Annotated in this window: 10 protein-coding genes; 2 read left to right on the top strand and 8 right to left on the bottom strand. The window is 65.9% G+C overall.

Annotation, left to right across the window (positions count from 1 at the left end; translation table 11 throughout):
- Positions 1–72: 72 nt before the first annotated feature.
- The 3 genes from R9J51_RS15525 to R9J51_RS15535 are packed head-to-tail and all read right to left on the bottom strand — an operon-like array spanning position 73 to position 3,050.
- Positions 73–1,053 carry an NAD(P)H-dependent flavin oxidoreductase gene (locus R9J51_RS15525; protein WP_179504986.1) on the bottom strand — a complete coding sequence of 327 codons (981 nt, stop codon included), beginning with the start codon at positions 1,051–1,053 and terminating at the stop codon, positions 73–75.
- On the bottom strand, positions 1,053–2,213 hold the full coding sequence (locus R9J51_RS15530; RefSeq protein ID WP_179504987.1) for an acetyl-CoA C-acetyltransferase: 1,161 nt from the start codon (positions 2,211–2,213) through the stop codon (positions 1,053–1,055). Before R9J51_RS15530 ends, R9J51_RS15525 begins: the two co-directional genes overlap by 1 nt.
- Positions 2,214–2,273: 60 nt before the next feature.
- Positions 2,274–3,050: an enoyl-CoA hydratase-related protein gene (locus tag R9J51_RS15535; protein WP_179504988.1), complete on the bottom strand. Its 777-nt coding sequence runs from the start codon at positions 3,048–3,050 to the stop codon at positions 2,274–2,276.
- 338 nt (positions 3,051–3,388) lie between these two features.
- On the opposite strand from R9J51_RS15535, the gene R9J51_RS15540 reads away from it, so the two are divergent.
- On the top strand, positions 3,389–4,915 hold the full coding sequence (locus R9J51_RS15540; protein ID WP_179504990.1) for an acyl-CoA synthetase: 1,527 nt from the start codon (positions 3,389–3,391) through the stop codon (positions 4,913–4,915).
- Positions 4,916–4,931: 16 nt separating this feature from the next.
- On the opposite strand, the gene R9J51_RS15545 is transcribed toward R9J51_RS15540, so the two are convergent.
- Genes R9J51_RS15545 through R9J51_RS15560 form a run of 4 tightly spaced genes read right to left on the bottom strand, consistent with a single transcriptional unit; the run spans position 4,932 to position 10,379 of the window.
- Positions 4,932–6,038: an NAD(P)-dependent alcohol dehydrogenase gene (locus R9J51_RS15545; RefSeq protein WP_179504991.1), complete on the bottom strand. Its 1,107-nt coding sequence runs from the start codon at positions 6,036–6,038 to the stop codon at positions 4,932–4,934.
- Between the two features lie 14 nt (positions 6,039–6,052).
- Entirely contained in the window at positions 6,053–6,913 is an 861-nt protein-coding gene (locus R9J51_RS15550; RefSeq protein WP_168555262.1) for a helix-turn-helix domain-containing protein, read from the bottom strand.
- An 11-nt stretch (positions 6,914–6,924) separates the two neighbouring features.
- Positions 6,925–8,154 carry a cytochrome P450 gene (locus tag R9J51_RS15555; RefSeq protein ID WP_179504992.1) on the bottom strand — a complete coding sequence of 410 codons (1,230 nt, stop codon included), beginning with the start codon at positions 8,152–8,154 and terminating at the stop codon, positions 6,925–6,927.
- 2 nt (positions 8,155–8,156) lie between these two features.
- A complete protein-coding gene (locus R9J51_RS15560) occupies positions 8,157–10,379 on the bottom strand; it encodes a TonB-dependent receptor (RefSeq protein ID WP_432787563.1) in 2,223 nt (740 codons plus the stop codon).
- A gap of 255 nt (positions 10,380–10,634) precedes the next feature.
- Here R9J51_RS15560 and R9J51_RS15565 point away from each other — a divergent pair, with 255 nt between their 5' ends.
- The gene (locus tag R9J51_RS15565) at positions 10,635–12,065 is read left to right on the top strand and encodes an aldehyde dehydrogenase family protein (RefSeq protein WP_179504994.1); all 1,431 of its coding nucleotides are present in this window, start codon (positions 10,635–10,637) and stop codon (positions 12,063–12,065) included.
- A gap of 97 nt (positions 12,066–12,162) precedes the next feature.
- Here R9J51_RS15565 and R9J51_RS15570 read toward each other — a convergent pair whose 3' ends face one another.
- A complete protein-coding gene (locus tag R9J51_RS15570) occupies positions 12,163–12,501 on the bottom strand; it encodes a hypothetical protein (protein WP_248290353.1) in 339 nt (112 codons plus the stop codon).
- Positions 12,502–12,660: the final 159 nt, after the last annotated feature.

Raw genomic sequence — 12,660 nt, forward strand, 5'->3', positions numbered from 1 at the left:
AACATGACCCGCGTTGCCCCTGCGGCACCAGCAGCGGCGTGACACCATGTTGCGGGCTTTGCAGGGTGCCCGCTATCGCGCCGCGAACGCGGCCAGCCGCCCCGCAATCAGCGTTTCTGCCTCTGCCACGATCCGCTCGATCAGATCGCGGCACGTGGGCACATCATGGATCAGCCCCTGGACTTGTCCCGCCCAGATCAGCCCGGCATCGAGGTCACCGCTTTCCAGTGCCGTTCGCCCGCGCGCGCCGGATACCAGGGGGCGAATGTCTTCGAACACCGCGTCAGGATCGCGCGAGCGCGCGATCACCGCGTCAGACACGCTGTTCTTGGCCACCCGCCCGGTATTGCCAAAGCGGCGGAAGATCAGGTTGGTCGCGCGCTCGTCATTGGCGACGAGGAAGCGCTTCACCGTCTCGTGGATCGGCGCTTCGACCGTTGCGCAAAAACGGGTACCCATGTTGATGCCCTCGGCCCCCAGCGCCAGCGCCGCGATCAATCCGCGCCCGTCGGCAAAGCCGCCACTTGCCAGCATCGGCACGCGCACCTGGTTGGCGGCGGCCGGAATCAGCACCAGGCCCGGCACGTCATCCTCGCCCGGGTGCCCGGCGCATTCGAACCCGTCGATAGAGATTGCGTCGGCCCCCATCCGCTCGGCCGACAGGGCATGACGGACGGCCGTGCATTTGTGGATCACGGTGATGCCATGCGCCTTGAATGCTGCGACATGCTCATGCGGGCGGTGGCCGGCGGTCTCGACGATCGTAACGCCGCTCTCGATGATCGCCTGGCGATAGGCGGCATAGGGCGGTGGCGAAACCGAGGGCAGGATGGTGAGGTTCACACCGAACGGGCGATCGGTCATTGCCCGGCAGCGATCGATTTCGCGCCGCAGGTCGTCAGGGGTGGGCTGGGTCAACGCGGTGAGCATGCCCAGCCCTCCCGCGTTCGATACGGCAGCGGCAAGCTCTGCCCGCCCCACCCACATCATGCCGCCCTGGACGATGGGATGCTCGATGCCGAGCAGCTCGGTGATCCGCGTGCGCAGCGCCATCACAGCGCCTCGAGGATCGTGACGTTGGCGATGCCGCCGCCTTCGCACATGGTCTGCAGTCCGTAGCGCTTGCCGCGGGCGCGCAGCCCGTGGATCAGCGTGGCCATCAGCTTGGTCCCGCTGGCGCCAAGCGGATGGCCGAGCGCGATCGCCCCACCGTTGACATTCAGGCGCGAGGGATCGCCGCCGACATGCTTGAGCCAGGCAAGCGGCACGGGCGCGAACGCTTCGTTCACTTCGTACAAGTCGATCGCGTCGATCGAGAGCCCCGCCTTGCGCAGCGCCCGATCGGTGGCAAACAGCGGCTCTTCAAGCATGATCACCGGATCGCCGGCGGTGACGGTAAGGTCAACGATCCGCGCGATCGGGGTCAATCCATGCGCTTTAAGCGCGCGGGCGCTCACCACCAGCACGCCGCTGGCGCCATCGCAGATCTGGCTGGCATTGGCGGCAGAGATCACGCCGCCTTCCTGCAGCAGCCGCACCGCGCCAATCCCCTCCAGCGTCGCGTCGAACCGAATGCCCTCATCGCGCAGATGCGGTTCGCCATCGACCAGCACTGGCACGATCTCGTCGGCAAAGGCTCCCGCTTTGGTGGCGGCCGCGGCGCGGCGATGGCTTTCCAGTGCATAGCGATCGAGCGTCTCGCGATCGAAGCCGTGCTTGCGCGCGATCATCTCGGCGCCATGGAACTGGCTGAACTCGGTTACGCCAAAACGCGCGGCGATGGCAGGGCTGACAGGGCCGATGCCGATGCCCTCACGCTGGTGGAACGCCAGGTTGGAGAACATCGGCACCCGCGTCATGCTCTCGGCCCCGGCGGCAATGACAACATCCTGCGTGCCCGACATCACCGCCTGGGCCGCGAAATGCACCGCCTGTTGCGACGATCCGCATTGCCGATCGATCGTCACCGCCGGCACGCTGACCGGCAGCTTGGATGCGAGCACGGCATTGCGGGCGAACGCGAAGGCCTGTTCACCCGCCTGGGTAACACAACCCAGGATCACATCGTCGACCGCCGCCGGATCGATGCCGCTGCGATCAACCAGTGCGTTGAGCACAGTGGCAGCCAGATCGGCGGGATGCACCCCTGCCAGGCGGCCGTTGCGGCGGCCGCCAGCGGTGCGAACGGCTTCTACGATATAGGCTTCAGCCATGCTCATACTCCCTGAAAATTTGATTTGCGGCCCGTGGCGATGCTGGCGCCACGGCGATGGTCAGCAGCCCTTCCACATGGGCGCGCGCTTTTCGGCAAAGGCAGCCGGGCCTTCTGCCGCGTCGTGCGACAACAGCATTGCTTCCAGCGCGGGGTAAGACCATTGTTCGGCCATGGCTTGCTCGGCCGGCGTATCCAGCCCGCGCAGCACCGCGTCCTTGGTCGCCCGCACGGCCATTGGGCTGCAGGCCAGAATGTCTGCCGCCCATTGCCGGGCGAGCGCGAGCACGTCTCCGTCCGTCACCGCGTTGACAAAGCCCAGCCGCATCCCTTCCTCGGCCGCTACCCGCCGGCCGGTGAGCATCATGCCCATCGCCTGCTTCAGGCCGATCGCGCGTGGCAGCCGCTGCATACCACCGGCGAGCGCGGCCAGCCCCACCCGCGGCTCGGGCAAGGCGAACACCGCGCGCGATTGTGCGACGATAATATCGCAGGCCAGCGCGATCTCGAACCCGCCGCCCATGGCCACCCCGTTCACCGCCGCGATCACCGGCTTGGCCAGGTCGAACCGCGCGGTAAGGCCGGCAAAGCCGCTGGGCGGCGTTGCCATGCCACCGCCCGATGCCTGCTGCTTCAGGTCATGGCCGGCGCAGAAGGCCTTTTCACCCGCGCCGGTGATGATCGCCACCCATTGGTCGGGATCGGCAGCGAACGCATCGAACGCTGCCGCCAACTCCTCGTGTGCTGCAGCATGCAGCGCGTTGTGCGCCTCGGGCCGGGCAAGGGTAATGATCGTGAGGGGGCCGTCACGCTCGACGGTAATGCTTGGGCCGGTCACAGACGTTCCTTCCTGGTGCGCTTGATCGCCTTGCACGCGAAGATTGCGGAACAGCGCGGGCGCACTGCCTTCTGCTGCGCAGGCCGCGTCGCGGGGTGAAACCGCGCTTGCGCGAACGCGTGGACATCATCGCGGATCTGCCGCTGCGGTTCGTTGGGGATCACGTGGCCTCTCCATTGGCATCCGTTGCCCGGATTGCGATGAAATGGGGAATAGCGAACATCGGGCGATTGGGCTTTGTCCGGGCGGTGCGCGGATTTTGACATTTCTTGCGCGCCGGTTGCTGCCCGCCCCACGCGCGTGGTTCCTCGCCAGCACAAGAGCAAAGGAGAGGAAACATGCACCCGGCCGATCATGCCGCGCGCAACCCGCACAAGGCCGCCCTGGTGCTGGCCGAAACCGGCGAGACGATCTGTTTCGGCACGCTGGAGGCGCTGTCCAACCAGAGCGCATGGCAATTGCGGGCACTGGGGCTGCGGCGGGGCGACGTTGTCGCCACCTTGTTCGCCAACGCGCCCGAAGTGTTCGTGTTCGGCTGGGCCGCGCAGCGATCGGGGCTGTACCAGACGGCGATCTCCAACAAGCTGAGCCCGCGCGACATCGCCTATATCCTGCGCGATTGCGGCGCGAAGCTGTTGGTGGTTTCAGCCGAGCATGCCGAACTTTCCCAGGCGGCGCTGGCCGACCTGCCGAACCTTGCCGCCTATCGCTGGACCGGCGCCGACGATCGACTGGGCGACTGGCAGGCCGCAGCCGCGCGTCTGCCCGAAACCCGGATCGCCGATGAAAGCGCCGGGACCGACCTGCTCTATTCCTCGGGCACCACGGGCCGCCCCAAAGGCGTGATGCCGGCGCTGCCCGATGGGCCGATCGGCGCCGAAACGCCGCTGATGCGGATGGGCGCCACGCTTTATGGGATGGACCAGCACACCGTCTATCTCTCCACCTCGCCGCTTTACCATGCTGCGCCGTTGCGCTGGGCCATGGCGGTGCAGCAATTGGGCGGAACGGTTGTGGTGATGGAAAGGTTCGATGCCCAAGCGACCCTGCGCCTGATCGAACGCAACCGGATCACCCACGCCACATTCGTCCCCACCCATTTCGTGCGAATGCTCAAGCTGCCCGATGCAGTGCGCGCCGCGCATGATCTCTCTTCCCTGCGCGCCGTGGTCCATGCCGCAGCCCCCTGCCCCGTGCCCGTCAAGCGCGCGATGATCGATTGGCTCGGCCCGATCGTGCACGAATACTATTCGGGCACCGAATGCTGCGGGATCACCGCCCTGTCCTGCGAGGAATGGCTGCAAAAGCCTGGCTCCGTCGGCCGTGCCGTGCTGGGGCAGTTGCACGTTCTCGATGAAACGGGACAAGAGCTGCCGCCAGGCGCGATCGGCTCGGTCTATTTCAGCGACGGGCCGACGTTCGAATATCTCAACGACCCGGAAAAGACGGCGGAAGCGCATGACGCGCGCGGTTGGGCGACACTGGGCGACATCGGCCATGTCGATCGTGACGGCTTCCTGTTCCTTTCGGATCGCAAGAGCTTCATGATCATTTCGGGCGGGGTGAACATCTATCCGCAGGAGATCGAAAACCTGCTCGTCACCCATCCCGCCGTCGCCGACGTGGCCGTAATCGGGGTCCCGTGCGAGGAAATGGGCGAACTGGTGCTCGCCGTGGTCCAGCCGGCCCCTTCCATATCCGCCGACGCTGCACTTGCCGAAGAACTGCGCGCTTTTGCCCGGCGCGAGCTGGGCTCGGTCAAGACCCCGCGCCGGATCGATTTTACCGATGCCCTGCCGCGCGAGCCCACCGGCAAGCTGTTCAAGCGCCTGCTGCGCGAGCGCTACGCGCCCCCCACCGGTTGAAGGGCGCGCGCCAAGCTTAGGGGATCAGCACGACCTTGACGCAATCGCCCCGCTTCTGCGCCAGAACAGCCTCGTTGATCGCGGCAAGCGGAAACGTCTTTACCAGCCGGTCGAACGGAAATTGCCCGGCCCGGTGCGCCGCGATCAGTTCGGGAATGAAGCGCTGCGGGTCGCTGTCGCCCTCCATGATCCCGACGATGCGCTGGCCATAAGTGATCATACAGGCCAGGTTGATCGCCAGGGCGTCTTCTGCGCGCGCGGGCACGCCGACGAGCCCGAGCATCCCCCGCGCGGTAAGCGCTCCCAGCACGGCCTCGATCGCCTGCACCCGGCCGCTGGTGTCGAAGGCGAAGTCCACGCCGTGTGGCAGCAGCGCACGCAGCGCGGCAGTCACGTCTTGGGTGGCGGGATCGATCGTGTGCGTCGCGCCGAGTTCGCGCGCGAGTTGCCGCCGCGCGGCCACGGGCTCGATCAGCACGATCTGCGAACAGCCCTGGATCACCGCGCCCATCACTGCCGCCAGGCCGACAGGTCCTCCGCCGACGATGGCGATCGTCGATCCTTCCGGACAGGCCATCGAGCGCATCACGCCCCCAGCCCCGGTCTGGAATCCGCAACCAAGCGGCCCGAGGATTTCCAGCGGCGCTTCCTGATCGTCGATCTTGACGACATTGCGCGCGCGCACGATCGCGTACCCGGCAAAGCTCGACTGGCCGAAGAAGTGCGAAGAAACCGCCTCATCGCCGCAAGCATAGGCCTTGGAGCCGTCCTCCAGCCGCATTCCGGCGTAGTTGAGCGGAGGAAATTCGCGGCAATAGCTGGGCAGTCCTTCATCGCAGCGCGGGCAGTGGCCGCAACTGGAAAAACCCAGCACCACGCGATCCCCGCGCTGCAAGCCGCTGACGCCCTCGCCCACCATCTCCACGATCCCGGCGCCCTCGTGGCCTAGCACGGCCGGCAACGGATAGGGCACGAACTGGTCGCGGAACACGAGATCGGTATGGCACAGCCCAACCCCGACAATGCGCACCAGCACTTCGCCCGCGCGCGGGGCATCCACGGCCACCGTCTCGATCGAAAATGCGCCATGGGGCTCACGGGCGACGGCGGCGATAGTCTGCATCAGGTTCCTCGAAGCTATTGCGGGGGATGTCGCCAACTGCTCGGGGTCTGGCCGGCATATTGGCGGAAGGCGCGGGTGAAGTGGCTCTGGCTGGTAAAGCCGGTCATGTCGGCGACCTGGGCCACCGACAGGTCGGACTGCCCCAGCAGGTCGCGCGCTCGGTCAAGCCGCGCTTTCATGACATATTGGTGGGGAGACACACCGGTCGCGCGCTTGAACACGCGGCAGAAGTGCGATGGCGTCAGCCCGGCCTTGGCAGCCAGCGCTTCCAGGCTGTGCTCGGCTTCCGGGCGCGCCAGGATGTCGTTCATGATCTGATGGATGCGATAGGCGGAAAAATCCGCGCTGGGAAACGCGCCTTCGTTGCTCAATGCCGAACCGCGCAGTGTGTGCGCCTTGAGCGCATCGAGCAGCGTGCCGATATAAGCAGTGCGCTCGGGCGTGGGCGCTCCGTAGAGTTCGCCCAGGATCTGCCGGGTCAACGCTATGCCCAGCGGATCGGCAAAGGCGAAGCGCATCTCGCGAAACTGGCTGAAAGCCTGCTCCTGCTGCAACTGCGACAGGGGAACGGAAACGGTGACCACATCCAGTTCCCCGTCGATCCGCCAGCCGGTGCGGCAGCCCGCCGGCACGATCGTCGCACAGCCAGGGATCGAGCGCGCCGCGCTCCAGTGGTCGGCTTCCCACAACCGGGTATCGGGCTTGCCGCCGACATGGACCACGAACACCGGATCGACGAGCGCGGGCAATTCGTAACTGCCGATGAACTGGCGCCACCGCGCGAACTGCCACGCACCGATGTTCACGCTGCGATCGGGTGCGCGCCCGATCGTGTCGGCGATGATCGTCTCGTTCGTCGTCTGCCGGTTGCCCATCGCGCCTCTCCTCAGGCAGGCCGCAGATTGACGTCGAGGTTCTTGAGGCCGTTAATGAAGTTCGACCGGAACCGTCGCGGCGGCGCTTGCACTTCGAAAGAGGTAACACGATCGGCCAGCATGTCGAAGGCCACGCGCAACTGCATCTCGGCCAGTCGCGAACCGACGCAGACATGCTGACCCGATCCGAAACCGACGTGTGCCGCGCCGCGTCGCGCCACCAGGAAGCGGTCGGGCTCGGCAAACACCTGCTCGTCGCGATTGCCCGATATGTACCACAGGACAACCTTGTCCCCCTTCGCCACCTTCTGCCCGCCGATGACCGTGTCTGCCATGGCGGTGCGGCGCATGTGCATCACCGGGCTGGCAAAGCGCACCATCTCGGCCGTCGCGGTCTTGAGCAGGTCGCGATCCGTCCGGATCGCCTGCCACTGGTCGGGATGGGCGGAAAAGGCGGCCACGCTGTGGCTGAGCGAATTGCGCGTCGTCTCGTTGCCGCCCACCAGCACGAGGATGAGATTGCCGACGAAATCGCGGAACGGCACCGGCACGCCGTCGACCTCCGCATTGGCAAGCAGCGACGCGATGTCCGGCGTCGGCTCGGCACGGCGGGCGTCGAACAAGTCCTGGGCGAAAGCGAAGAACTCGCCCAGGGTGGCTGCCATGGCATCGGGGCTCTGGCGGAACTCCGGATCATCCTCGCCCACGAACGCGTTGGTCCAGTCATAGAGTTTGGGCCAGAGGTCACCCGAAACGCCCAGCAGTTCTGCCAGCGTCATCAGCGGCAGTGGCGCCGACAGCAGCGGAACGAGATTGACCGGCTCCCCCAGCGGGATCGCATCGATCAGCCGCGCCACCCGCTCGCGGATGCGCGCCTCGATATCTCCCAGCCGCCCGGGCGCCAGGGCGGGCATGATGAACTTGCGATAGCGGGTGTGGAGCGGCGGATCGCGCGAGATGAAGGGCACCCCGATCGCGGATTCGCCAGCGCCCGTAAGCCCCACTTCGTTCTCGTTGAAAATGCGGTGGCCACCGTTTTCGTAAGCCGACGAAAACAGCTGCGGCTGGCGCGAAACCTCCACGATGTCGGCATGGCGCAGCACCGACCAGAAGCCGGCACCGTCGGCCTCGGGTGTCCAGTGGACCGGATCGTCCCGGCGCAGCGCGGCAAAAATGTCCCAGGGAACACCGGCCTCGTAGAGGCCGGGATCCTTCAGGTCGGTGCGAATGGCCGTGCTCATCGTCAGAAGCCCACCCGGATGGACGCGCCGTAAGTGCGCGGCATGGCCGGAACCAGGAAGTTGTAGGGAAAGCCCGCCCCGCGCAGGTCGAGCCCATAGGCATACGTGCGGGCGTTCAGCAGGTTGTTGGCAAAGGCCTTGATCGTGAAGCGGTCGATCGTAAGCGCGGCGGTGAGGTTCACCTTGGCATAGCCTTCCTGCTGCAATTCGCTGTTGCGCTGCGCCGTGCCCACGGCGTTCACCGCATTGAACGGCGAGAAGTATTGCCGCGAGAAATAGGCGACGTTTGGCGACACCGTCAGCCCGGTGCTGCCATTGCGGAACACGGTCACGTCAGCGCCCGCCTGCGCGGTGAAACGCGGCGCGAACGGCAGGTCGTTGCCCGCCAGATTGGTGCTTTGGAGCGTCAGTTCCTTGTACGTGGCGTGAAGATACCCGGCCGCCAGGTTGAGGACCAGGCCTGGCCCCACCCGCAGCCGCGCTTCGCCTTCGGCGCCATAGACTTCGGCCTTGGGCGCGTTGACCAGGTAGGACACGGGCCCCGGCCGCGTGTCCTGCACCTGCTGGTTGCGATAATCGTAATAGAAGCCGGCCATGGACAGCGTCAGCGCATTGCCGAAATAGCGCCCCTTGAGGCCGACTTCATAGGCGTTGACCCGTTCGGGCTCGATGTAGTTGATCCCCGCCGAAGAGGTATAGCCACCGCCGTTGAACGCGCCGGAACGATAGCCACGGTTGTAGCTGGCATAGACCAGCGTGCCGTTGTCGAACGTATAGCCCAGCGAGACACGCCCGGTGAGCGCGTTGTTGCGGCCATCCAACTGATAGCGCGCCGCCGCGTTATAGGCACAGGTCCCCGGCACCGTCGGGCAGGGCACGGTGGTTGCCAGCGGCGTCTGCGTCCCGCCGATATCGCCGGCAAACAGATAGGCGTAGCCATCGCGGTACTGGCTGCGGTCCCAGGTGTAGCGCGCGCCAAGCGTGAGGGTGAGCTTGGGCGTCAGGGCATAGTCGCCCTGTGCAAAGATGGCGTAAGAGCGGCGCACCTGGCGATAGTGCTGGAAGAAGCCGCCATTGATCGTTGGTGCGATCGCCTGGCCGATGTTGAACGTGTTGTCGGTGATCGTCTCATCCCAGCCATAGAAGCCCCCGCCCACCAGCTTGAGCTTGCCGGCGTCATAATTGAGGCGCGCTTCCTCGCTGAATTGCTGGAATTTCGACTGCCAGTTGATGTCGAGCACGTCGAGCGGGGAACCATCGGCGGCCTGCTGCAGGTTCTGCTTGCCGCCATCGCGCGAGGTGATCGAGGTAAAGGTGAGCGCGGGCGAGAAGCTGTAGGCGATCGTGGCCGAGGCGCCATAGGCCTCGGTCTTGTTCAGGCCGATGCGGTTCTCGTTGACCTGGAAGAAATCCAGCCCGCTGCGGTAGGGCTGCAGCCCCTGCACCGCCGCCTGGCTGCCGCGATCGCGCCCGCCATAGACTTTGAGCTTGATATCGAGCGGCCCGTTGCCCGGGCGCATGCGCAGCGTCAGGCGGCCCTGCAGCGTATCCTGCGAATTGGCGTCGCGCCCGCCGGGATAGACATTCTGGATCTGGCCGTCGCCCTTGGCATAATTGCCGGCGATCCGCACACCCAGTTCGTCCTGCACCATCGTCGCTTCGACCGCAGCCTGCGCGGTGAAGGTGTTGAAATTGCCATAGCCAACCTCGCCATAGCCCTGGTTGCCACTCAGCGTGGGGGTCTTGGTGATGAAGTTGATAGCGCCGCCCGTCGTGTTGCGCCCGAACAGCGTGCCTTGCGGCCCGCGCAGCACTTCCACGCGTTCCATGTCGAACAGGCCCATGCCGTGCGCGGTGCGGCTGGCGAGATAGATATCGTCCACATAGACGCCGATCGGCGACGCCTGGTTGGAGTTGTATTCGTTGGCCACGCTGATGCCACGCAGCGAGAAGTTGGGCTGGGTCGAGCCATAGGGGCTGCTGACCTGCAGGTTGGGCACGGCGGTTGCCAGGCTGGCGGAATTGGTAATTCCCTTGCTGCTCAGCGTGTCTCCGCCAATTGCCGAAATCGCGATCGGCACGCGCAGGATGGATTCCGCGCGCCGCTGCGCCGTGACGATGATCTCGCCCTCGCCGGCTATCCCGCTGGTTGCTGCCGGCGCCGCCTGATCCGGCGTGGCAGGCGCACTGTTGGCATCTGTAGTGGACTGCGCAAATGCCGACATGGGAAGTGTCGACGCGCCCCCCGCTAGCAGCGCAGCGATGATCCTGGCTTTCATGGTGCCTCTCCGTCTGTTTCAAGGCTCTGTCCCGGCCTTTTCCAGTTGACGGTGTAGCGCAGCATTTCGCGCAGCGCGTTGCACCGACTTGCCGCGCTTTTTGACATTTCTTGCGCACCGCACGGCAGGCATCGGGCGATCTGATACGCCCCCGGCAAGAGCGCGACCGCAGGGCATCGCGCCGACCAAACGGAGAGCGACATGGAGTTCGAAGCGTCTTTTTCGATGACCATCGGCGGCCAGGCAGTGACCGGCAAACACGGCTTCGACGTGGTCAATCCAGCAACCGAAGCCGCGATCGCCCGCGCCCCGGATGCGTCACGTGACGAACTCGATGCCGCGGTCGCGGCGGCACGGTCTGCCTTTCCGGGCTGGGCGGCCACCGCGATCGACACCCGCGGCGCGCTGCTCGTGCAACTGGCCGATGCGCTGGTGGCGGAAATCGACGGTTTTGCGAGACTGCTGACTGCCGAGCAAGGCAAGCCGCATGCCGACGCCCGGACCGAGATCCTCGCCTCGGCCTATTGGCTGAAGGGGGCGGCCAGGCTGGCGCTGCTGGCCACCGTCAACGAGGACAGCCCGGAACGCTATAGCGAGACGCGGCACGTTCCCATCGGCGTCGTCGGCGCCATCGCGCCCTGGAATTACCCGATGGTGCTGGCGATGTTCAAGGTCGGCCCGGCGCTGCGCGCAGGCAACACCGTGGTCCTCAAACCTTCGCCGTTCACCCCGCTGACGACGCTGAAATTCGGTGAGCTGGCCGCACGCATTCTGCCGGCCGGCGTGCTCAACACCATCAGCGGGGGCGATCAGCTCGGCCCCTGGCTGACCGAGCATCCCGGCATCGACAAGGTGAGTTTCACCGGCTCCACCGCAACCGGCCGCCGGGTGATGCAGAGCGCTTCGGCCACGCTCAAGCGCGTCACGCTGGAACTGGGCGGCAACGATCCCGCGATCGTGCTGCCCGATGCCGATGTGGAGGCGCTGGCCGAGCCGCTGTTCTGGGCAGCGTTTGCCAACAACGGCCAGGTCTGCATCGCCACCAAGCGGATGTACGTGCACGAACGGGTCTATGATCGGCTCAAGCAGGCACTGGTCGCCTATGCCCGCACGGTGAAAGTCGGCAACGGCGCCAAGCAGGGAACGCAGCTTGGCCCGGTCAACAACGCGGTGCAATTTCGCCGCGTGCGCGACCTGATCGCCGATGCACGCACACAGGGCTACCAATTCCTGACCGGCGGCGAACCGCACGCCGGGCCGGGCTATTTCGTGCCGGTGACGATCCTGGACAATCCGCCCGAAGCAAGCCGCATTGTCCAAGAAGAGCAGTTCGGCCCCATCCTGCCGCTGCTCAAGTTCAGCGACGTGGACGAGGTCATCGCCCGCGCCAATGCAAGCGAGTATGGCCTGGGCGCCTCGGTCTGGGGCACCGACGAGGACGCTGCGCTGGCCGTGGCGCGGCAGATCGCCAGCGGAACGGTGTGGATCAACGAGACCCAGCATCTCAGCCCGCTCGCGGCCTTTGGCGGCATGAAGCAATCGGGCCTGGGTGTCGAAGGCGGCACCGAAGGGCTGCTTGAATACACCAACGCCCAGACCCTGGTTCGCCGCCGGAAGGCAAGCGACTGCTAGGCGGCGTGGGCAAATTCTTCGAGCCTGCGGGGCGGGCCATCTCGCCCCGGGGCAACCGCCGGCGCCCGGCAAGCTCTGGCCATTTGGCCAGCAAAGCTCAGATGGATTGGATGGTATAGGCGAACCAGGCTTGTTCCGCGTGGTCGTAAAGCTGGAGCACCTGGCTCTCCGCCGTCAGTGTATAGTGGCTGGACGAGCCGCGATCGTACCCACGGGCCGTGTTGCCATCGATTTCGAGCGAAACGAATGCATCGTCGCCAGCATCGTGCAACTCGGGAAGGGTGCCGCCGAATTTGGCCGAACGATCGCCGTCTTGGCCTTGGAGGCGGCCGCCCCGAACCTCTGCCGCGATTTGCAGGTCCTGCCCGGTCGTATGGTCGTGGACACCTGCCACCTTCTTTTCGAAGATGAAGGCGTAGGCTGCGGCGGCGATCATCGCGCGAGTGTGCGGTAGCATTCCCACCAAGTGGGAGCGGCGGCGCCAAGATGCAAGCGGGCTACTTGCCCGCAACGCCTTTTGCGAGAACGATCTTTCCCGCAGATGCCTGGAGATCACCGTTCCGGGCGCTGCGCACCGCCTGGCCGTTGGATCGCC

Source organism: Novosphingobium rhizosphaerae (genome assembly GCF_050920675.1).
GTDB lineage: Bacteria > Pseudomonadota > Alphaproteobacteria > Sphingomonadales > Sphingomonadaceae > Novosphingobium > Novosphingobium rhizosphaerae.